The sequence below is a fragment of the Nonomuraea sp. NPDC049637 genome (assembly GCF_040675235.1).
Taxonomy (GTDB): domain Bacteria; phylum Actinomycetota; class Actinomycetes; order Streptosporangiales; family Streptosporangiaceae; genus Nonomuraea.
In genome coordinates this window covers 101,308-123,008 of the sequence record NZ_JBFAOM010000027.1, presented here as the reverse complement: position 1 = coordinate 123,008, position 21,701 = coordinate 101,308, and the positions used below count along the sequence as shown (strand labels likewise).

At 71.0% G+C, this 21,701-nt stretch carries 16 protein-coding genes and 1 pseudogene; 13 read left to right on the top strand and 4 right to left on the bottom strand.

Going from position 1 to position 21,701, the window contains the following annotated elements:
- The first annotated feature begins 264 nt into the window (after positions 1 to 264).
- The 6 genes from AB0J71_RS31800 (at position 265) to AB0J71_RS31775 (ending at position 3,773) form a co-directional block, all read left to right on the top strand.
- Positions 265 to 528: a hypothetical protein gene (locus AB0J71_RS31800; protein ID WP_364417423.1), complete on the top strand. Its 264-nt coding sequence runs from the start codon at positions 265 to 267 to the stop codon at positions 526 to 528.
- Positions 529 to 838: 310 nt separating this feature from the next.
- Positions 839 to 1,528, top strand: coding sequence for a radical SAM protein (locus AB0J71_RS31795; RefSeq protein ID WP_364417421.1), 690 nt, complete (start codon positions 839 to 841; stop codon positions 1,526 to 1,528).
- 180 nt (positions 1,529 to 1,708) lie between these two features.
- Positions 1,709 to 1,888: a hypothetical protein gene (locus AB0J71_RS31790; RefSeq protein ID WP_364417419.1), complete on the top strand. Its 180-nt coding sequence runs from the start codon at positions 1,709 to 1,711 to the stop codon at positions 1,886 to 1,888.
- The gene (locus tag AB0J71_RS31785; protein ID WP_364417451.1) at positions 1,885 to 2,700 is read left to right on the top strand and encodes a methyltransferase; all 816 of its coding nucleotides are present in this window, start codon (positions 1,885 to 1,887) and stop codon (positions 2,698 to 2,700) included. The genes AB0J71_RS31790 and AB0J71_RS31785 overlap by 4 nt, the downstream gene beginning before the upstream one ends.
- Entirely contained in the window at positions 2,648 to 3,310 is a 663-nt protein-coding gene (locus AB0J71_RS31780; RefSeq protein ID WP_364417417.1) for a hypothetical protein, read from the top strand. Before AB0J71_RS31785 ends, AB0J71_RS31780 begins: the two co-directional genes overlap by 53 nt.
- A 67-nt stretch (positions 3,311 to 3,377) precedes the next feature.
- Positions 3,378 to 3,773, top strand: a complete 396-nt coding sequence (locus AB0J71_RS31775; RefSeq protein ID WP_364417415.1) for a hypothetical protein — start codon at positions 3,378 to 3,380, stop codon at positions 3,771 to 3,773.
- Between the two features lie 75 nt (positions 3,774 to 3,848).
- On the opposite strand, the gene AB0J71_RS31770 is transcribed toward AB0J71_RS31775, so the two are convergent.
- Both AB0J71_RS31770 and AB0J71_RS31765 read right to left on the bottom strand, forming a co-directional pair.
- A complete protein-coding gene (locus tag AB0J71_RS31770) occupies positions 3,849 to 4,241 on the bottom strand; it encodes an HNH endonuclease family protein (protein WP_364417449.1) in 393 nt (130 codons plus the stop codon).
- 43 nt (positions 4,242 to 4,284) lie between these two features.
- A pseudogene (locus tag AB0J71_RS31765) lies at positions 4,285 to 4,368 on the bottom strand (helix-turn-helix transcriptional regulator); the annotation flags it as partial.
- 248 nt (positions 4,369 to 4,616) lie between these two features.
- On the opposite strand from AB0J71_RS31765, the gene AB0J71_RS31760 reads away from it, so the two are divergent.
- The 3 genes from AB0J71_RS31760 to AB0J71_RS31750 all read left to right on the top strand — a co-directional run bounded on the left by AB0J71_RS31760 (position 4,617) and on the right by AB0J71_RS31750 (position 6,415).
- Positions 4,617 to 5,093 (top strand): helix-turn-helix transcriptional regulator, encoded by a 477-nt coding sequence (locus AB0J71_RS31760; protein WP_364417413.1) that lies wholly within the window; start codon positions 4,617 to 4,619, stop codon positions 5,091 to 5,093.
- 180 nt (positions 5,094 to 5,273) lie between these two features.
- Positions 5,274 to 5,612 carry a hypothetical protein gene (locus AB0J71_RS31755; protein ID WP_364417411.1) on the top strand — a complete coding sequence of 113 codons (339 nt, stop codon included), beginning with the start codon at positions 5,274 to 5,276 and terminating at the stop codon, positions 5,610 to 5,612.
- Positions 5,609 to 6,415, top strand: a complete 807-nt coding sequence (locus tag AB0J71_RS31750) for a hypothetical protein (protein ID WP_364417409.1) — start codon at positions 5,609 to 5,611, stop codon at positions 6,413 to 6,415. The genes AB0J71_RS31755 and AB0J71_RS31750 overlap by 4 nt, the downstream gene beginning before the upstream one ends.
- On the opposite strand, the gene AB0J71_RS31745 is transcribed toward AB0J71_RS31750, so the two are convergent.
- Entirely contained in the window at positions 6,362 to 7,420 is a 1,059-nt protein-coding gene (locus tag AB0J71_RS31745; protein ID WP_364417407.1) for a recombinase family protein, read from the bottom strand. The two genes, AB0J71_RS31750 and AB0J71_RS31745, sit on opposite strands and share 54 nt — an antisense overlap.
- Before the next feature lie 100 nt (positions 7,421 to 7,520).
- The gene (locus tag AB0J71_RS31740) at positions 7,521 to 9,293 is read right to left on the bottom strand and encodes an ABC transporter ATP-binding protein (RefSeq protein WP_364417405.1); all 1,773 of its coding nucleotides are present in this window, start codon (positions 9,291 to 9,293) and stop codon (positions 7,521 to 7,523) included.
- 276 nt (positions 9,294 to 9,569) lie between these two features.
- Here AB0J71_RS31740 and AB0J71_RS31735 point away from each other — a divergent pair, with 276 nt between their 5' ends.
- The 4 genes from AB0J71_RS31735 to AB0J71_RS31720 all read left to right on the top strand — a co-directional run bounded on the left by AB0J71_RS31735 (position 9,570) and on the right by AB0J71_RS31720 (position 21,574).
- The gene (locus tag AB0J71_RS31735) at positions 9,570 to 15,584 is read left to right on the top strand and encodes a phospholipase A2 (RefSeq protein ID WP_364417403.1); all 6,015 of its coding nucleotides are present in this window, start codon (positions 9,570 to 9,572) and stop codon (positions 15,582 to 15,584) included.
- A gap of 152 nt (positions 15,585 to 15,736) precedes the next feature.
- Positions 15,737 to 18,742: a BTAD domain-containing putative transcriptional regulator gene (locus tag AB0J71_RS31730; RefSeq protein ID WP_364417401.1), complete on the top strand. Its 3,006-nt coding sequence runs from the start codon at positions 15,737 to 15,739 to the stop codon at positions 18,740 to 18,742.
- A 70-nt stretch (positions 18,743 to 18,812) separates the two neighbouring features.
- Entirely contained in the window at positions 18,813 to 19,184 is a 372-nt protein-coding gene (locus AB0J71_RS31725; protein ID WP_364417399.1) for a hypothetical protein, read from the top strand.
- A 74-nt stretch (positions 19,185 to 19,258) separates the two neighbouring features.
- On the top strand, positions 19,259 to 21,574 hold the full coding sequence (locus tag AB0J71_RS31720) for an excinuclease ABC subunit UvrA (RefSeq protein WP_364417397.1): 2,316 nt from the start codon (positions 19,259 to 19,261) through the stop codon (positions 21,572 to 21,574).
- Positions 21,575 to 21,701 lie beyond the last annotated feature (127 nt).

Genomic DNA, 21,701 nt, shown 5'->3' with positions numbered 1-21,701 from the left:
CTTTGTACTCCTGGGCTGCCCGCGATGGCGAAGGCCGCGGGGCCGGAGGCGTCACCGAGGCGCCAGACCGCGCCACCGAACTGCTGAGCACCGCCCTCGGCCAGCTGGCACCTGGAGCTTCTGGGGCGATTCAGATCGTCCACTTCGACCCCCAGTCCCTCCCCTCCGCGTACCGGCCCGGCCCGCTGCTGCTCCAGATGCGTCGCGACCCCGTCACTGGGGTGAAGGTCCTGGAGCTCGCCAATGGCCAGTAGCACGCCCGCGATGAACGCGGCCGAACCGGTGCGCTGTGGCCAGGGCGAAGCGGCCGAGCAGCTCAAGATCCTGAGTATCACCTTTCCCGCGTGGAGCTACGCGGTCGAGCACGGCGAGTGGACGGCTACGTGGAGGGGCCCGATCGCCACCTGGATGGCCCAGGCGGGGCTCGAACCGGTCATCCGCTGCTCCAGCTATCAGGAGATGTGCGCCGCCCTGGCCGAGCAGGCGCAATTGATCATCCAGGCACGGCCCCGGCGCTGGGGCACATGAAGCGTCCCGTCCCGGCGCCTGCGAAACGGTGCCGGGGCGGGCGGTGGCCCGTGGCGTCCCCACGCGCTGGCCACCCCAACCGGCAGCCCCACCCAGGCCCTGCCGGCGGCCCCGCCCCGTACGGGTAAACGGGCGGAGCCCACACCCCTGACCGGGAGCGCACAACGCACGAACCCGGCCAGGCCAGCGCGGCGGCGAGCCCGAGGACACTCGCCGCCGCGCTCTTCCTGCGGCCCCCACCGACAGAAAGATCATCACGATGACGACCGCACCCCCCGAGAGCCCACCAGCGGCACCTCGCAAGCTAGGCATGCTCTGGCTGGAAGTGACCAACCGCTGCCAGTTGGCATGCATCCATTGCTACAACGAGTCCGGCGTGCACGGCACCGACGGCTCGATGACCTACGGCGACTGGATCGACGCCATCGACCAGGCAGCCGAGCTCGGCGTCAGCATGGTGCAGACGATCGGCGGCGAGCCCACGCTGTACGCCGGGCTGCCCGGCCTGATCGCGCACGCTCGGGCCCTCAAGATCGAGGTCGAGGTGTACTCGAACCTCGTGCACTTCACCGCGGCCATGTGGGAGGTGTTCGCGCAGCCCGGCGTCCGCCTGGCGACCAGCTACTACTCCGATGACCCGGCCCAGCACCTGATGATCACGGGCCGTCGCGCGCTGGCCCGCACGCGGCGCAACATCGCCACAGCCATCGCCAAGGACATCCCGATCCGAGTCGGCCTCATCGACCTCGGCGACGACCAGCGCAGTCCCCCAGGCCCAGGCGGAACTGACCGAGCTCGGCGTCACCAACATGGGCTTGGACCGCGTGCGCGCCCTCGGCCGGGCCGGCGCCGGTGTGTGCGACGTCGGCGAGCTGTGCGGCCGGTGCGGCGACGGCGTCGCCGCGATCCTGCCGGACGGCAGCGTCGCCGCCTGCCCCCTCGGCCGCTGGCTGAAGGCAGGAGACATCCGGCAGCACGCCCTGCACGACTTGTACGCTGACGTCGGCCGCCTCGCACGCGAGGCCGGGGTGCGCCCGCTCATGATGCCGCCCTGCCCGCCCGACGGGGACGGCCAGTGCGAGCCGAAGTGCCGGCCCGGGTGCGACCCGGCGCTCGGCTGCCAACCTCCCGGCGGGGATCCGCCCCCGCCGCCGCCCGAGGAGGACAAGGTGATCGCGCCATGACCGTCGACACGTACGGGCCGTCGGATCTGACCGCCTACCTCACCAGCTCCGGGGTGCTCGACCCGGGCACGGCACGCCACCGCGTGTGGCTGCGAGCCTTCGAGGCGGTCCCACGGCACCTGTTCGTCCCGAGCGCGCGTGGGCCCAACCGCAGGGCGGTCGGCCCGACCATCTGATCGACCTCGACACCGACCCGGACGGCTGGTGGCGTGCCGTCTACAGCAACACGGCGATCATCACCCAGCGGAACGACGGCCTGGCCGATGTCGCCGACACCCACGCCTATCCCACGTCGTCTCTGTCGTCGCCGCACGTCGTCGCCGAGATGCTCGACCTGCTCGACATCGCATCCCACCACCAAGTGCTCGGGATCGGCGCGGGCAGCGGATGGACCGATGCCCTTCTGGCCTGGCGGCTCGGCGACGACCAGGTGACAACAGTAGAGATCGACGAGTACGTCGCCGCTCGGGCCAGCGCCAACTACAAGGCCGCCGGCTACCTCCCCACCCTGCTCATCGGCGACGGCACCCGCGGAGCTCCCGACGGCGCTCCGTACGACCGGATGCACGTCACGTGCGGCGTGCGCAACGTGCCCTACGAGTGGATCGAACAGACCCGGCCCGGCGGCTCCATCGTGCTTCCGTGGATGCCGATGCCCGGCCAGTGGGGCTACCAGCTGCGGCTGGACGTCCTGGACGACGGCGTCGCCGTCGGACGGTTCCACGGCGACTGCGGCTTCATGATGCTCCGCTCCCAGCGGGTCGAGAGCTGGCCGCCGTACGCGGACACCGACGTCAAGAGCACCAGCCGGCTCGATCCACGCGAACCGGCTGGTGCGCTCGACCGCGGCTTCGCCCTGCACCTCGCCGCCCTCGCCCCGCACCTCACCATCACCGCAGCCGACCAGGAGGACGACGGCTGGGGGATACGGCTGCGTGACCTTACGGGCCCGGCCTCGAGGCATAGCCGGCGCCGCGTCCTCCAGTAATTTCTGCGGTAAGGGAAAGAACGGCGAGACCGTCTACGGCTACGATCTCCAGTGTGACTTTGGTCAGGACGTCTGCCGTTTCGACACCTACGGCAAGCAGGACATCATGTCTGGCTTCAGTTTCGAGTCCGGAGGGGTTCTGCGTTATTTCGGATCGCACAATTACACGCTGGGCGGCCCGACAAGCATGCGAGTCGAGGAGCTTCAAGGCTGGAGTTGGGTCAAGATGACGCCCGCCTTCAAGGCCGCGAACGCGAACCTAGTCAAAAATATAAAGTTAAAACTCTCCACCACAGCGAAGTTCTCGGTGATGGTGGGAAGCATCAGTGTCGACGCGGGTGGTCCGGGCGCAGGCTTCAGCACGACGAGCGATTCAGCTTCCTACTCGGTGGACGGCGAAGCGGGCGACCTGTGGGTGCAGACTCCAGCCCCCGGCAAAATAAGACCGTTCACAGTGGACTGTGAGGCAATCTTCAATTTTTGCTGGTTCACCCAAATCCGGCATACCATGGCTGTCACGATTCAATTCAAGCTGCCGAATGGGCCGCAGGTAGCCGACCCGATGAACCTGCAAAGCTGCTGGTTCAGAGCGTCGACGAAGTACTTTTAGTAGCTGAGGGCTGCCGGTGAACCACTGGTTCACCGGCAGCCCTTAGGTCGAGGAAGAGGTGGATGCAGTGGAACTCGATCGTCGCAAGGTTAGGCTCGTTCGGGCTCTCATGATGGTGCAATCCGTTATCGCGCTGGTGGGTCTTATAGTCAAGATCGCTTTTATCGTCAGCGGATACGGCTCTGATTGGGAGGCGGCGGTGCTGCCCCCCTTGTCGATCTTCGTTGTCGCGAGCGCCCTTCTTCCGGTTGTTTTGGGCTTTGTGGTCGGGCGGCGAATCCGTGGAGGAAAGGGGGTTATTATCGGAATTGAAGCTATCATTTCAGCATATTCCCTCGTGGCGAGCTTAAATGAGTTCAACATATCCTTGATGGTGAATGTTGTAATGGCGGTACTGATAATTGTCTTGTTGGTCGGTCGGGAAAATCAAAAACCTGGACTGGCGTCGCGAAGACGAGTCTGAGCTAGCAGTACGACGCAAAGCAGCCCCGTCCGATCCCCAGAGACTGGACGGGGGTACTGTGTTGTTAGCGGCCTGTCAGACTTGGTCGTCAGTTTCGGGCAAACGCTGATCCGGACAGTCCGCCCCTAGCTCAGCCAGCGCTGTCTGCTCAGGAGGATCGATGGACAGACTCCATCGGAGCTTGATCGCGGTCCACTCTGCCGCGTATCGACACCTGGCCGGCTCGTACGGCGGCTGCCAAGTGGACGGATCTTGGTCGGCTTTCTGGCGATTCGAGCGGGCGGTCACGGCGACCAGATGCCAGGACTCATTTAGATCGTTGGCGTACGCCTGGCGCTCGGCGGCGGTCCAGTCGTAGGCGCCACTGTCCCACGCTTCCGCCAGCGGCACGAGATGATCTACGTCGAGTCCACTCGCGTTCTCCACGTACTGATCGTCGTAGTAGGAATACCATCGGCCCCCCGACAGCCGACAGCCAGCTTCTACCTCGGGAGCTGTCGATCACCTCGTCCGTGGCGCTGCGCATGCCCGACTCCAGCTCGTTGATGAGGCTGCGGGTTACGCCGATCTTGCGGGCGAGTTCCGCCTGACTCATCGCAGTGACCTGGCGGGCATAGACGAGTGCTTCAGGTTCGTGACGAAGGACATCGGGGCGCGGTTTCTCGTGCTCACAGGTGCAAAGTTACTGCGAACGCGAGAAATTCTCACTAGGTTCTCAGCGATGTTCTCACAATGTTCGCACACTTATACGTAGCAGAGTTGCCATATCTCCATGTCAGCCGCGATGTTTGCGCAGAAGCTTGACTGGACGTCGCGAACATGTTGCGAACATAATGAGGGACCATGGATACGAGACCGGATCAGCCGGCCGAAGGACGCCTCATAGAAGAGGCGCGCGAACGGCTGAACATCTCGCAGAACAAGGCCGCCAAGCGCGCTGGGATGAGCGGCACCCGTTGGCGACAGATCGTCTACGGCTCCGCCAGCGGCGGCCCGGGAATCACGAACCCCGTCGTCGGAAATCCCACGACCATCGCGAGCATGGCCCACGCCGTCGACCTCACCCCAGACGAGCTCGCGCAGGCCGGCCGAGACGATGCCGCCAGCGAACTGAGGGCGATCCTGCGCGAGAAGACAACCTCAGTTGCCGCTCACCAAGAGCTGGACCCTCACCTCCTCCGCCTACTTGAGCTGTGGCCCCGCATGTCAGAGCGGCAACGAGGAGCGATGGTGACCATGGTTGAGGATGTGCTCGGCCTAGACGAAACGGTCGAATCGCCCGGTAGACCAGAAGAGGTGCGCCAACGTCGCACGGGGTGACGACGAATCACGAAACTGTCACAACCCATGCAAATAGTTGAAAGTTTCTCGCGTGGGGCGTGCGATAGATGGCGACGCCTGGGACGTACAGAACCTCAACGGGGAGGTCCCCTGTCTCATGCACCATCCGCAGCACCAGCCCCCTCAGACATCACTCTGCACCCCTGGTACCAGCACGCGTTGGAGGAGATCGAGCAGCTCCAAAAGCAGCTTCACACCCTCACACAGAACAACGCGAAGCTGCACGAAGACGTCGTGATGTGGCGGCGACTCGCAGCCAAGCGATCAGGCTTCGACGATCTGCCGTCCCTGGATGACGACTACCTACACGCCCTGCTCAGCCCTCAGCACGAGCACCGGCGCGAAGTCCAGGTCCTCGTCGATGGCCGACCCGCCGTCGCATGCTTCAGCCGAAACCGGAGACGCAACCCCGACGCCGCCTACATGCTGGACCACTGGCGCCAGTTCGTTGGCACGGTCCGAGCGATCCGTGAAGTGCACACGGAGGCCGGGGCATGATCGCGCGCATGCCGCGGTACACGTACCGGGCCTTACGTGAGGGGACGGACTGGATCCTCGACACAGACGATGGCGACAACCTGATCATCATCAACGAGGCCCTCGACGACGCCGACCGCCGCGCTGCGCTCAAGGCCGCCTACGCCAGCATCCGCCGCGGCCGCGGCCCTGTGGCCGGTCTGATCGCGCTCTTAGCCGGTGCCGCCGCCGTAGCGGTCAAGGCTGCACGGGAGGCCATCCGCACGCCCGCCGGCTCGGCCGTGGCCGCCAGCGTCATGACCGCCGGGCTGGTCTACGGAGTCGGCGAGCTCCGGCACTCACCCCCGCTCGCCGCGCCTCCGGCCGTCATCACGCTCTGGGACACCCCCGACGCCGTGACGAGCCCATCGACCTCAGCACGATCCACCCGCACCCCGCCGCCACATCCGGCGACCATGGCGCCCGGCACGAGCGGCGAAGAGTTACCCGAGCGGCGGCCGGCATCAATCGTGTCACCGCCGCCAAGCCGGGACCGCGCACCCACCCAGCGGCCGTCGCGCACGCCGCCGCCGGCGACGGTGCCGCCCACCACCCGCCCGACGACCGCCCCTCCCACCCGCGGCGCGGACACGAGTCCACCGGCCACGGCCACACCCGAAACCGATGCTCCGAGGACCCGGGCCGAAGCAGCGGATCCACCAACATCCGAGGCGCCGGCACCCACACCTCAGAAAGCCGCCGCCCCCGAGGAGAGATGCGACGGGATCGCGCTAGACGTCACCCTCGATCCGCTCCTCGGCGTCGACGCCTGCCTCCTCGGGTGACAGCGGCAGAGGGATGACCTCCACGCTGGCCGGATCGAACCCAGGACCGCGCTTGGTCACCGGGAGGATCACCACCCGGAAGAGAGCCCGGACCGTCTCTGCGCACACGTCGATCGGTGTGGAATCCCACTGCTCACGGGTGATGCCCGCCATACGGACCAAGAGCCGCTGGCGGGCATTCACCGCTTGCCGCCCCCGCAGCTCGGCAATCTTCCGATCGAACGATGCGACCGCCGCGGCCACGTCGGCGACATTCAATCCAGGATGGTCAGCGAAGTTCCGCAGCGTCTCCCTCGTTTCGGCCTGACGTCGTTCCAGAACCACGATCTCCGCCGTCACGCTGCTTTCTGGCCCCAGGACCAGCTGCACCAGCTCCGGGTCCTGGAGGCGCCGTAGAACGCGGCCCGTGATGTACTCGTCCAGATGAGCCTGGCTGCGAGACACCCACTGCTTGCAGTCGGGGTTGTTGCAGTAGTAGAGCCGTGTCTTCTTGCGGCCCTTGCCGCCGGAAGGCTTGGTGATGACACCTCCGTGGCAGGCGAAGCACTCAGCGACGAGCGAGAGCAGGTACTTTCGTTCGCCCCGGCCGTGCGCCCCTGAGCCGGCGCCGTTGTCGCGGAGCAGGGCCTTCAGGTCTTCCCATTCCTCCCTGGTGACGGCTGCTGGCCAAACGGCGGGATGAAGTTGGCCGTCGCGTTCGATGAGGCCAGCGATTCGGGGTGACAAGATGAGCTTGGTGAGGTTGGCGCTTCGCCACGGGTTGCCCTCGGTGGTGGTGCTCACGGTGTTCAGCCAGCGGACCACGCCGTTCTTCGACTGGCCGGCCAGAAGCTTCTTGAGGGCTTGCTGAAGGATCGGGAGTTCCGCGGGGTGGGCCTGGTCGGTGTCGTAGACGGTCTTGCCGGTCCTGCCGACTCTGTCCGTGGGTACTCCCCACCCGAACGGGCGCTTGCCGCCGCTCCATCCCTCACCGCGCTCGGTCTTGGCCTGCACGCCGCGTTTCACACGTCGACCAGGCGGCCCGCCACGCCCAGGGCCCGGCGCGCGCTCACCGGTTCACCCCGGCGGTGGCCGGGAGCCGGCCGAACCCGAGCCCGGCGGGCGCTCATCGGCTCACCCCCGCCGCGTCCAGGAGCCGGCCGAACCTGCTGCCGGGGTCGGCGGCCAGGTCGGCGCGGCGGCCGTACTCGACGAGCTTGCCGCGTTCCAGCACGGCGATCTTGTCCACGTGCGCCAGGGAGGAGAGCCGGTGCGCGATGAGCACGCCGGTCCGCCCGTCCAGCAGCCGCCGTACGCCGTCCTCGACGTGCCGTTCGGTGGCCGGGTCGAGCCTGCTGGACGCCTCGTCCAGGATCACCAGGCCGGGGTCGGCCAGGAAGGCCCGCGCGAAGGCGAGCAGTTGCGCCTCCCCCGCCGACAGGCCGCCGGGCTCGCCGTCGAGCCCGGCGGGCAGCGCGGCCAGCCAGCCGCCGAGCCCCACCCCGGCCAGCACCTCCAGCAGGTGAGCGTCGTCGTGGCGGGGGTCGGTCAGGGCGCCGAACAGGGTGAGGTTGTCGCGGACGCTGCCGTCGAACAACCGTACGTCCTGGGTGACCACGCCGACCCGGCGGCGCAGCGACTCCGGGTCGCACTCGCGCAGGTCGAGACCGCCGATCTCGACCGTGCCGCCGGTCGGGTCGTACAGGCGCAGCAGCAGCTTGGCGAGGGTGGTCTTGCCGCTGCCGGTGCGTCCGACCAGGCCCAGGCGTTCGCCGGGGGCCAGGGTGAGGGTGATGCCCGACAGCGCGCTCTCGCCGTCGTCGGGGTAGGCGAAGCTCACGTCGTCCAGCCGCAGGCCGAGCGCGCCCGAGGCGGGCAGCGGCCGGGGCGCGGCGCGGACGGGCAGCGCCGGGCGCTCGGCCAGCAGGGAGCCGATGCGGGCGAACCCGGCCAGCGCCCCCTGGAACTGCCTGAGCTGGTCGATCAGCCGCTCGAACGGCGTGCGGATCATCACGGTGTACTGGAAGAGCAGCACGGCGGTGCCGACGGTGAGCGCCCCGGCGTCCAGCAGCCAGGCGGCCAGGGCGAGCATCAGCGCGGTCCCGGCCGCGAACGCCACGTTGGTGGCCGCGAGCAGGCCGCCCGCGATGCGCGAGCCGTGCCACTCGGCGCGGAACCAGGCCGCGGCGACCTGGTGGAAGCGGCCGAGCGCGTGCTCGCCCGCGCCGTTGGCCCGCAGGTCCTCGGCTCCGGCCAGCCGTTCTTCGAGGTGGCCGTAGAGCGCGGCGCTCGCCTGCCGCGATCGGGTCGCCGACGGCACGGCGAGCCGCTGCGCGCCCGCCATGGCGAGCCCGGTCATCAGGCAGTAGGCCAGCAGCGCCGCGCCCAGCCGCAGGTCGACGGTGAACACGACGGCGAGCACGCCGGCCAGCAGCAGCAGCCCGGCCACGACGTCGAGGACGAAGGCGACGACGAAGTCGGCCACGGCCGCCACGTCGCCGTCGACGCGTTCGATCAGCTCGCCGGGCGAGTGGCGGGCGTGGAAGGCCAGGTCGAGGCCGAGCACGTGCCCGGCCAGGTGTTCGCGCAGGCGGTTGGTGCCGTCCCAGGCCAGGCGGCCGGCGAGCCAGGCGGCGGCCATGCGGGCGGCCTGACCGGCGGCGGCCAGGCCGAGGTAGCCGAGCGCGATCACGATCAGGTGGCGCAGCCCGGCGCCGCCGGCGGCGTCGTCGACGAAGCGGCGGGTGACGTGCGGGGCGGCCAGCGGCAGCGCGGTGGCCGCGGCGGTGGCGGCGCCGAGCGCGAGCGCGGCGCGCGGGCCGGGCCGCAGGTGGCGCAGGGCCTGCCGGGCTGGTCTAGCTACATGCGGAGGTGTCCTGGTGAGCGGGGATCTCGACAAGCGTCATGCCCTCTGGATAGGTGGGTGTCCTGTGCTGGGAGGTCATGAACGCTGTCCTCATCGGTCCGCTCCTTCGTCCGGCGATCGGTGCCGCCGGGAAGTACAACAGCCGCCCGCGCCGCGCCGCAACCGGTTTTGGCCGCCTACGCGATCTATACGCCGCCTATACAGCCGCTGCTCACGCTGAGCACCGAACGGCCTTACACCCCCCGCGGAGGTTGGACGGTGTTGAAGAAACCCAGGCGGCTGACTCCCTTACCGCCGCTCGTCGTCCTGTTGCTGACATCCACGGCCCTCGTGCCGCTTCCCGCGCGGGCCGCCCCGCCCGCGCCCGTCAAGGCGCAGGCGGCGGTCGCCTGCCCGGACGAGATGCCCACCGAGATCTCCGCCCGGCTGGCCGCGGCGGTCTGCGGCAAGCGGATCAGGGCGGTCTCGCTGACCACCGAGACCGACGAGTTCTTCGTCAACCCGGCCGGCACGGTCACCCAGGAGCACCGCTACCGCCCGGTCCGGGTCAGGCGGGGCGAGGCGTGGGTGCCCGCCGACCCGACGCTCGCGGCGGGCCAGGACGGCACGGTCGCGCCGAAGGCCGCCGCGGTCTCCTACAGCTTCTCCGGCGGCGGCGACGGCCCGCTGGTCACCGCCACCGAGCGGGGCACCCGGCTCACCCTCGGCACGCCGCTCGGCACCCTGCCCAAGCCGGTGCTGGACGGCGCCACCGCCACCTACCCCGACGTGCTGCCGGGCGTGGACCTGGTGCTGACCGCGGACGTGGACGGCTTCGCCGAGAAGCTCGTCGTCAGGACCCGGCAGGCCGCGGCGAACCCGGCGCTGAAGGAGCTGACGTTCGCCACGTCGGTGAAGAAGGGCGAGGTCAGGACCGACAGGCACGGCAACGTCTCGATCCTGGACGCCGAGGGCGAGCCGGTGTTCGGCTCGGCGGCGCCGGAGATGTGGGACGCCGCCACCGAGTCGGCCATGACCCGCAACCCGGCCACCCCGGCGCTGGCCGCCCAGCCGGGCCGGCGGGCCAGGATGGGCGTGCGGCTGTCGGGCCGCGAGCTGCGCGTCACCCCCGACGCCGCGCTGCTGGCCGACCCGGCCACGGTCTACCCGGTGACGATCGACCCGAGCTTCACCTCGGCCAAGTCCGGCTGGACGTACGTGGACTCGGCCTATCCCACCAGCGCGTACTGGAACTCGGCGAACGACGCGACGGCCGGCACCAGCAACGGCGGCGGCTACAAGCGGCGCTCGTTCTTCAACATGGGCCTGTCGGGCCTGGCCGGCAAGCACGTCACGGCGGCCACGTTCAACATCAAGGAGACGTGGGCCTGGTCCTGCTCGGCGCGGAACGTCGAGCTGCACAGGACCGCGGCCGTCGGCTCGGGCACGACGTGGAACAACCAGCCCGCCTCGAACCTCAACATCGGCGCCAAGAACGTCGCCTACGGCTGGTCGTCGGCCGGTCAGGGCGGCGCGTCGAACTGCCCGGCGGCCTGGGTCGGCTGGGACGTCACCAGCGCGGTGCAGAGCGTGGTGAGCGCGAACGGCACGTCGGTCACCTTCATGGTCAAGGCCGGCAGCGAGACCGACAACTACTACTGGAAGCGCTTCGCCAACAACCCCAACATCGCGATCACCTACAACTCGCTGCCGGGCACGCCGTCGGCCCTGGCCGTCGCGCCCTGCTCGGTGTGCGCCAGCCCGGCCGTGGTGGGGGCGGCGCAGCCGACGCTGTCGGCCAAGGTGAGCGACGCCGACGGGCAGGCGCAGCGGGCCGACTTCGAGATCTGGACGGCCGACCACGCGACCAAGGTGACCGGCGGCTCGGCCGCGAACGTGGCGAACGGCGCCACCGCCTCCTGGAAGGCCGGCACGGCCCTGGCGAGCACGTCGTACGCCTGGCGGGTGCGCTCGTACGACGGCACGGACTACGGTCCCTGGTCGGCGTGGTTCGCCTTCACGGTGGACGCCGCCCCGCCGCCCGCCCCCGAGGTGTCCTCCGCCGACTACCCGGAGGACGCGTGGGCCAAGGGCGCGGGCCAGGCCGGACAATTCACCATCACGCCGGCCTCGGCCGACGCGTCCTCGGTGCTGTGGTCCTTCGACGGCGGCGCCCAGCAGTCGGCCGCCAACTCCGGCGCGCCGCACACGGTGAGCTGGACGCCGCCCGCCGACGGCCCGCACACGCTCAAGGCGTGGGTCAAGGACAAGGCGGGCAACCTGTCGGAGGCGACGACGTACGCGTTCAACGCGGGCGGCTCGGCGGTCACCTCGCCCAAGGACGGGCAGTCCACCGCCCGCCGGACGGTCCTGTCGGCCACGGGCAGCGCGGGGCTGAGCGCGGTCACCTTCTCCTACCGGCGCGGCGAGGCCGACTCCTGGCACCAGGTGCCGGCGGCCGACGTGCGCAGGAAGTCCGACGGGTCGGCGATCGCCTGGCCGGTGGCGATGAGCGCGGGCGCCTCGCCCGAGCTGGTCTGGGACACCACGCACACGCTGGCCGAGGACGGCTCGATCGAGATCAGGGCCGAGTTCGTCACCTCCTCGGGCACGGCCGCCTCCCAGCCGGTGGACCTGGTCGTGGACCGGGACGGCGAGGGCGCCTCCACCCAGCCGGTCGGCCCCGGCTCGGTCAACACGCTGACCGGCGACTTCAGGATGGCCGCCACGGACGCCAACGTGTACGGCATCGGCCTGATGCGCTCGTTCTCCTCGCGTGACCCGCGCAAGGGCTCGGCGCTGCCGGGCGTGGCGGCGATCTTCGGCACCGAGTGGACGCCGACCGGGCTCGCCCAGTCGGGCCAGGGCACGTTCGCCCAGCTCCGGGCCACCTCCGCCACCTCGGTCGAGCTGACCGGCGAGGGCTCGGCGGTCGCCTTCACCAAGAACGCCGACGGCTCGTACGAGCCGCAGCAGGACGCGGCGAGCCTGAAGCTGACCTTCGACGCCGCGGCCGACCGCTACACCCTGTCGGACGCGAACTCGGCCGAGCGCACGGTGTTCGCCAAGGTGGACGCCGCCGCGCCGATCTACCTGGTGCGGGCGGTCTACCCGGCCAGCGGCAAGGGCAGCACGGCGTTCGTGTGGCAGTCGGTGACCGGCTCGGACGGCAAGGCGCTGGCCCGGCCGGTCAAGATCATCGCGCCGTCGTACACGCAGGCCGACTGCGACGTGGACACGCTGGCGAGCCTGCCGCAGGGCTGCCGCCTGATCAAGCTGGACTACGCCACCACCACGACGGCGGGCGCGCAGCTCGGCGACGTGGCCGGGCAGGTCAAGGCGATCAGCCTGTGGGAGGGCGGCGCGAGCGCGCCGCTGGGCCTGTCGGAGTACCGCTACGACGACCTGGGCCGCCTGCGCGAGCAGTGGAACCCGGCCACCCCCGACATCAGGACGCGCTACGACTACGACCTCGGCGGCCGGGTGAACCGCTACACCCCGCCCGGCGAGCTGCCGTGGACGTTCGCCTACGGCAAGGCCGGCAACGCCGACACCGCCGCGGACGGCATGCTGCTCGCCGTCTCCCGCCCGACGCTGCGGCCCGGCACGCCGAGCGAGACGAACGGCACCGCGGTCACGTCGGTGGTCTACGACGTGCCGATCAGCGGGACGGGCGCGCCGTACGGGATGAGCGAGACGGCCACGGCCGCCTGGGGGCAGAGCGACTCCCCGGTGGACGCGACCGCGATCTTCCCGGCCGACCAGGTGCCGGCCAACCACACCGGGCGCGGCGGCCTGGCCGCCTCCGACTACGGCCGCGCCACGATCACCTACCTGAACGCCTCCGGGCAGACGGTCAACCGGGTGGAGCCCGGCGGCGCGGTCTCCACCAGCCAGTACGACGCGCAGGGCAACACGGTGTTGTCGCTGTCGGCCGGCAACAGGGCGCTCGCCCTGGCCCAGACGCCGGACGCGGGCGCCGAGCTGACCCGGCTCGGCCTGCTCAACGCCTCGCCCGCCGACCGGGCGCGGCTGCTGGCCGAGGAGTCCGCCTACAGCTCCGACGGGCAGCGGATGGTCTCCGAGCTCGGCCCGCTGCACCTGGTCACGCTGAACGGCACGCAGGTCGCGGCCAGGAAGCACACGGTCAACACCTTCGACGAGGGCCGGCCGGCCGACGCCAAGGTGTCGAACCTGGCCACGACGGTGGCGGTGGGCGCGTACATGCCCGGCGCGGCCGCCGACGCCGACGTGCGCACGAGCCGGACGTACTACGACTGGAACACCGGCAAGAGCGTCAGGACGGTGGAGGACCCCGGCGGCCTGGCGATCACCAAGACCACGACGTACGACTCCGACGGCCGGGTGGTCGCCACCACGATGCCGAAGTCGTCGGGCGACGACGCGGGCACCACGACCAGCGAGTACTACACCGCCGACGGCACCGGCGCGTGCGGCGGCAAGGCCGAGTGGGCCGGGCAGCTGTGCCGGACGAGGTCGAAGACGGGCGTCGGCGACAGCGGCACCCGTCCGGCCGAGCTGGTCACCAAGGTGTACGCCTACGAGCCCGGCGGCCGCGTGTCGTCGGTGACCGAGACGGCCAACGGCGTGACCAGGACCACGACGACCACGTACAACCCGGCGGGCGACATCGTGAGGACGGTCGTGTCCGGCGGGGCCGGGACGGCGGTGCCCGAGGTGAGCACCACCTACGACGCGGCCGGGCGGGCGGTCAGGACGACGGCCTCCAACGGCACCTCGATCACCCGCGAGTACGACGCGCTGGGCCGCCAGACGTCCTACACCGACGCCGACGGCGGCGTCACCAGGGTCGAGTACGACGCCCTCGACCGCATCACCAGGAAGACCGACGGCGCGCCCTCGACGGTCACCTACGCCTACGACGACGTGCGCGGCGCGCTGTCCACCATGACCGACTCGGTGGCCGGGACGTTCACCGCCACGTACACCGTCGACGGCTCGATCAGCCACGAGAACCTGCCGGGCGGCCTGTCCTACGACCTGGCCCGGGACCCGTCCGGCGCGCCGGTCTCGCGGGTCTACCGGACCGCGGCGGGTGCGCGGCTGCTGGACGACTCGGTGACCTGGTCGATCCACGGCCAGCAGGTGAGCCACAACGGGCTGTCCGCCCAGAGGATCGGCTACGACAAACTGGGCCGCATCGCCTCGGTGGACGACACCGTGAGCGGCCTGTGCTCGCGCCGGGCCTACGGCTACGACGCCAACTCCAACAGGACGGGGCTGACCACGAGCGCCTGCGACGGCTCGGGGGCGGTCACCGAGAACCACGCCTACGACGGCGGCGACCGGCTGGCCGACGCCGGCTACGAGTACGACGCCTACGGCCGCACCACGGCCACGCCGGCCGGGCTGAAGGCGGAGTACTACACCACCGACCTGGTGCGGCAGATGACGTCGGGGGCGGTGCGGCAGTCGTACACGCTGGACCCGGAGCTGCGCCGCAACACCACCACGCTGGAGCAGCTGTCCGGCGGCACGTGGAGCGCGGCCGGCAAGCGGGTCGAGCACTTCGACGCCGACGACGACACGCCCGCCTGGGTCGTGGAGGGCGGCGTGGTCACCAGGAACGTGCACTCCATCTCCGGCGGCCTGGCCGCGGTCACCTCGGCGACCGGGGACGTGCGGCTGCAGCTGACGAACCTGCACGACGACATCAACGTGGTCTACGCCGACGGCGTGCCGCTGGCGCTGGACTTCGACGAGTTCGGCAACCCGCGCGCCGGCCAGCCCGCGATGCGTTACGGCTGGCACGGCGCGGCCGAGCGGGCCGCCGACACCCCCGACGGCACGATCCTCATGGGCGTGCGGCTCTACCAGCCCAGACTGGGCCGGTTCCTGCAGACCGACCCGGTGGAGGGCGGCAGCGCCAACGCCTACGACTACGCCAACCAGTCGCCGACCTCCAACGCCGACCTGGACGGCAAGAAGTGGTACTGGTGCACCAACTTCTGGCACTTCGCCTTCAACCACTGCGGCGTCAGCTACGCCTACTACCACGGCAGCTGGCGTTACGTGCACTGGAAGAAGACGCCGGCCGGCTGGTGGGTGCGCGGCGTGTACTACGACTACTGCACCAAGTCACCCGACAAGCCGCTCGGCTACGACTTCCGGCAGGCGTGCATGATGCACGACTACGGGTACGCCCTGCGCAATATGGGGTATATCCACAGCAAGTACCAGGTCGACTACATCTTCTATTACGTCCTGTACTGGGGCGTCTGCTCCCACTACTTCTTCAAGGGGACATGTCGCAGCATCGCGTACGCGTACTTCCTTTCGGTGGTCGCCTTCGGCCACCCGTGACCTAGGATGAACCACCGGCGGGAGCTACCACGAAAGGCTCCCGCCGGTGCCTTTTTCTCCCGGTCGGCGCAGGGTTGACGGGAGTCGGACGTTGATGCACATTGAAGCAGCTTTGATCTTCCTTGTGCACCAACGTCCTTGCGGGGAGCGCGATGGAGTTCGCCGTACTTGGGCCGCTTCACGTCTCGGGTGACCAAGGGCCGCTGCCGCTCGGCGTCGGCAAGCAGCGCACCCTGCTGGCCGAGCTCCTGTGCCGGGCCGGCCGCCCGGTCTCCCCCGCCACGCTCGTCGAGGCCCTGTGGGAGCAGCGCCCGCCGCGCACCGCCGCCGACAACCTCCGCCTGTACGTGCACCAGCTCCGCCGGACGCTCGGCCAGGACCGCATCACCCGCACCGACGCCGGATTCGTGCTGGCCGTGCACCCCGGCGAGCTGGACGCCGAACGCTTCGAGACCCTGGCCGGCCGGGGCGGCGACGCGCTGTCCGGCGGCGACCACGAACAGGCCGCCGCGCTGCTGCGGCAGGCGCTGGAGTTGTGGCGCGGGCCCGTCTACGCGGGGCTGAACCTCACCGCCGGGCTGCGCGACCACGCCCGCCGCCTGGAAGAGGAGCGCCTGGCCGCCCTGGAGCACCGGATCGAGGCCGACCTGGCCCGCGGCCTGCACGCCGTGCTCATCGCGGAGCTGACCGAGCTGGTCGCCGAGCACCCGCTGCGCGAACGCCCGCGCCGCCAGCTCATGCTCGCCCTGGCCCGGTCCGGACGGCAGGCCGAGGCGCTGGCCAGCTACCGCGAGGCCCGCCGGGTGTTCGCCGCCGAGCTGGGCCTCGACCCCGGCGCCGAGCTCAACCGCCTGCACCAGGCCATCCTCACCGGCACCCTCGGCCCGGCCCCCGGCGGCGCGGCCGGCGGCGCCGGTGGCGCCGCCGGGCCAGCGGCGCGCTCCCCCGCCCAGCTCCCGACCGACATCTCCGACTTCACCGGACGCGGCGAGCAGCTCGCCCAGCTCACCTCCCTGCTCGGCGACGAACCGCCGCAGGGCCCCGGCCAGGTGCGGATGTGCGTGATCGCGGGCATGGGCGGCGTCGGCAAGACCACGCTGGCCGTGCACGCCGCGCACCGCATCGCCCGCCACTACCCCGACGGCCAGCTGCACACGAACCTGCACGGCGCCGAGGCCAGCCCCGCCGACCCCGGACAGGTGCTGGCCGCCTTCCTCACCGCGCTCGGCGTGCCGCGCTCCACGCTGCCCGAGAGCGTGGACGAACGGGCCGCGCTGTTCCGCAGCAGCCTGGCCGAGCGGCGCATGCTGATCGTGCTCGACAACGCCGCCTCCGAGCAGCAGGTGCGCCCGCTGCTGCCCGGCACGTCCGGCTGCGCCGTCATCATCACCAGCAGGGCCAGGCTGAGCGGCCTGTCCGGCGCCGCCCTGATCGAGCTGTCGGTGCTGCACCTGCGGCAGGGCGTGCGCCTGCTGGCCAGGATCGCCGGCGCGGGGCGGGTGGAGGCCGAGCCGGAGGCGGCGGCGGAGATCGTCCGCCTCTCCGACGGGATCCCGCTGGCCGTGCGGGTGGCCGGGGCCCGGCTGGTGGCCCGGCCGCACTGGCCGCTGACCCGGCTGGCCGGGCAGCTCAAGGACGAACGACGGCGGCTCGACCAGTTCGCGACCGGCGACCTGGCGGTCCGGGCGAGCCTGGCGCTCAGCTACGTGGGACTGGAACCGGCCGCGCGGCGGGCCTTCCGGCTGCTGGGCACGCTGGAGGTGCCCGACTTCGCCGGATGGGTGGCGGGCGCGCTGCTGGACGTGCCCGTACCGGTGGGCGAGGAGCTGGTGGAGTCGCTGGTGGACACCCAGCTCGTGCTGATCAGCGGCGTCGATCCGGCCGGGCAGCCGCGCTACCGCTTCCACGACCTGGTCCGCCTGTACGCCCGCGAACGCGCCGAGCTGGAGGACCGGCCCGAGGCGGTCGCGGCGGCGCTCGGCCGGGCCTTCGGCGGCTGGCTGGCACTGGCCGAGCAGGCGACCGAACGCGTCCAGGGCAGTTCCTCGGCCATCATCCACGGCTCGGCCCCGCGCTGGAGCTCGCCCGACGGCACGCCGTGGGAGATCCGGCAGGACCCGATGGCCTGGTTCGACACCGAGCGCACCGCGCTGGTCGCGGCGATCCGGCAGGCGTGCGCGCTCGGCCTGGCCGAGGTCGCCTGGGACACCGCCTGCTGCGCCGAGCGCTACTTCGACGTCAGCGGCCTGTTCGACGACTGGCGGGCGCTGCACGAGCGGGTGCTGGCCGCCTGCCTGGCCGCCGGCGACCGGCTGGGCGAGGCGGTGATCAGGCGCGGCCTCATGCACGCCACCACCTGGACCGAGACCGGCGGCGCCATGGCCGCCCAGTACGACGGCGCCGAACGCCTGATCGCCATGTTCACCGAGCTGGACGAGCGGCGCGGCCTGTCCGACGCGTACGTGCTGCGCGCCTGGGGCGAGGCCGCCAGGGGCGACATGGCGCAGGGCCTGCGCTCGGGCCGCCTCGCGCTGGAGCTGGCCGAACGCAGCGGCCACCAGGGCGGCGAGGCCAGGGCGCACGTGTGCATGGCGGTCGCCTACGGCACCCGGGACATCAGGATGGCCATCGTCCACCTGCTGCGCGGCCTCGACCTGGCCGCCAAGCTCGGCAACCCCCGCTTCGAGGCCACGACCCTGCAGTTCCTCGGCCTCGCGCACGCCCACGCCAAGGAGTTCGAGGCCGGGCTGGAGTACATGGTGCGGGCGCTGGCCATCTACCGGCAGATCCGCGACCCGCTGCTGGAGGCGATGGGCCTGGTCGCGCTGGCCAAGCTGTACGCCGGCCACCACGACCCGCGGGCCAGGGCGGTCGCCGAGGCGGCCGAGCTGCTGAGCCGCTCCCACCGGCTGGCCCACCACCGGGCCGACGCGCTGTGGGTGCTGGGCGCGGTGGACCTGGCCGAGGGCCGGGTGCAGGAGGCCGTCGCGCACCTGGAGGAGTCGGTGCGGCTGTGGCGCGCGCGGGGCTGGCAGGAGTTTCTGGCGGGGGCGCTGGACAGCCTGGCCGAGGCGTACGCGGCGGCGGGCGACCCGGCGGCGGCGGCCGCGGCCCGGCTGGAGGCTCGGTCGCTTGCCGGTTCTCCTCAGACGGGTTGAGTATCCGAGCGCTCGTGTCCCCGTCCTCGTCTCGGGCATGCTGGCCCTCACCACCTGTGTGAGGAGAGAGATGCCGCGTTCCGCCCTGCTGTGGGCCGTGATCCTGATCGCCGGAGGCGTCGCTGCCGTGGCCGTGTGCGTGCTCACCGCGCCCGTGGTCGCGCCCGGCGCGACGAAGGACGTCCTGGACTCCCCGGCGCTCGTTCCGGCCTTCGCCGCGCTGGCGGTCCTGGCCGGGCTGGCCGCGTGGGCCGTTCCGCATCCGTTGTGGGGGGCCGTCGCCGCCGCGCCGTTCTTCGTGCACTTCGCCGCCGGGGTGGTGGGCGAGCTGCGCGGGGGCGGGCAGGGGTTGTGGCCGGTCGGGCTGATGTTCCTGGCCGGCCTGACGTTGCTGCCCCTGGCCGCCTCGCTCATCACGTCGCTGGTCGCCAGATCCCGCTGAGCCCCACGGCGACCGTACTGCGTACGGTACGATCGCCTACCCGCTCCCCATTTGATGTGACAAGAAGGGATTCCGTGGCCTCCAGCGCCAAGCCCGACGCCGTACGCACCCGATCCGCCGATCACACCGCCGCCGACAGCCACGACGTCATCCAGGTCCGCGGCGCCCGCGAGAACAACCTCACCGGCGTCGACCTCGACCTGCCCAAGCGCCGCCTCACCGTGTTCACCGGCGTGTCCGGCTCGGGGAAGTCCTCGCTCGTCTTCGACACGATCGCCGCGGAGTCCCGGCGGCTGATCGACGAGACGTACACCACGTTCGTCCAGAACTTCATGCCGAGCCTGGCCCGTCCCGACGTGGACTCGCTGCGGAACCTCAGCGCGGCGATCATCGTGGACCAGGAGCGGATGGGCGCCAACGCCCGCTCGACCGTGGGCACCGCCACCGACACCTACACGATGCTCCGGATCCTGTTCAGCCGGCTGGGCTCCCCGCAGGTCGGGCCGCCGTTCGCGTTCAGCTTCAACCGCGCCGAGGGCATGTGCCCCGAGTGCGAGGGGCTCGGCAAGGTCGCCGGCGTCGACGTCGACGAGCTGGTGGACCGGGACAAGTCGCTGAACGAGGGCGCCATCAAGATCCCGGGGTACGCGGTCGACACCTGGTACTGGCAGATCATGGTCGGCTCGGGCCTGTACGACCCCGACACCAAGCTGCGCGACTTCACCCCCGAGCAGTGGGCGGACCTGCTCGACAAGCCCGCCACGAAGATCAAGTACGGCACCGGCAACTTCACCTACGAAGGGCTGGTCACCAAGGTCAAGCGCCAGTACCTGGCCAAGGACCGCGAGTCGATGCAGCCGCAGGCGCGCGCCTTCGCCGACCGGGCGCTCAAGCTGACCGGCTGCACCGCCTGCGGCGGCTCCCGCCTGAACGAGGCCGCCCGGTCCTCCCGCATCGACGGCCGCAACATCGCCGACTGCTCGGCCATGCAGATCAACGACCTGGCCGAGTTCGTCAAGGGCATCGACGACCCGAGCGTGGGCCCGGTGCTCCAGGGGCTGCGCGACACGCTGGACTCGCTGGTCGAGATCGGCCTCGGCTACCTCAGCCTCGACCGCGAGTCCGGCACGCTGTCGGGCGGCGAGGCCCAGCGGGTGAAGATGGTGCGGCACCTCACCTCCAGCCTGACCGACGTCACCTACGTCTTCGACGAGCCGACGGCCGGGCTGCACCCGCACGACATCCAGCGGATGAACAACCTGCTGCTCCAGCTGCGCGACAAGGGCAACACCGTGCTCGTGGTCGAGCACAAGCCCGAGGTGATCGAGATCGCCGACCACATCGTGGACCTCGGTCCCGGCGCGGGCACCGGCGGCGGCCGCATCTGCTACGCCGGCGACCTCGACGGGCTGCCCGCCTCGGGCACCCTGACCGGCCGCTACCTCGGCCACCGGGCCGCGCTGCGCGCCTCCGTCCGCCCGGCCAAGGGGCAGCTGGAGGTGCGCGGCGCCACGCTGCACAACCTGCGCGGCGTGGACGTGGACATCCCGCTCGGGGTGCTCACCGTCGTCACGGGCGTGGCCGGCTCGGGCAAGAGCTCCCTCATCCACGGGTACGTGTCCGGCCGCGAGGGCGTGGTGGTCGCCGACCAGTCGCCGATCCGCGGGTCGCGGCGCAGCAACCCGGCCACGTACACGGGCGTGCTGGACCCCATCCGCACGGCGTTCGCCAAGGCCAACGGGGTCAAGCCGGCCCTGTTCAGCGCCAACTCCGAGGGCGCCTGCCCGGCCTGCAAGGGCATCGGCCTGATCTACACCGAGCTGGCGATGATGGCCGACGTGGCCTCGGTGTGCGAGGCGTGCGAGGGGCGGCGGTTCACGCCGGAGGTGCTGACGTACCGGCTGCGCGGCAAGAACATCAGCGAGGTGCTGGAGATGCCGGTGGCCGAGGCGCGCGAGTTCTTCCCCAGCGGCCAGGCCAGGACGATCCTCGACCGCCTGCACTCGGTCGGCCTGGGCTACCTCGGGCTCGGCCAGCCGCTCACCACGCTGTCGGGCGGCGAGCGCCAGCGGCTCAAGCTGGCCATCCACATGGCCAGGAACGGCACCACGTACGTGCTGGACGAGCCCACCACCGGCCTGCACCTGGCCGACGTGGACCAGCTCCTGTCCCTGCTCGACCGGCTGGTGGACGACGGCAACACGGTCATCGTCATCGAGCACCACCAGGCGGTGATGGCCCACGCCGACTGGATCGTCGACCTGGGTCCGGGCGCCGGCCACGACGGCGGCCAGGTGGTGTTCACCGGCACCCCGGCCGAGCTGGTGGCGAAGGGCGACTCGCTCACCGCCGTGCACCTGCGCGAGTACGTGGGCCACCAGGCCCCGTAGCGGACCGGCCCTCCCGGGCGACGCGCCCGGGAGGGCCGACGCCGTCGCGCCCGCACCAGGGCGGCGGCGCCGCCGCCCGGCGGGAGGACGGACTGACCCGGGTAACCTCACCCGGCCGCCTGAGCGA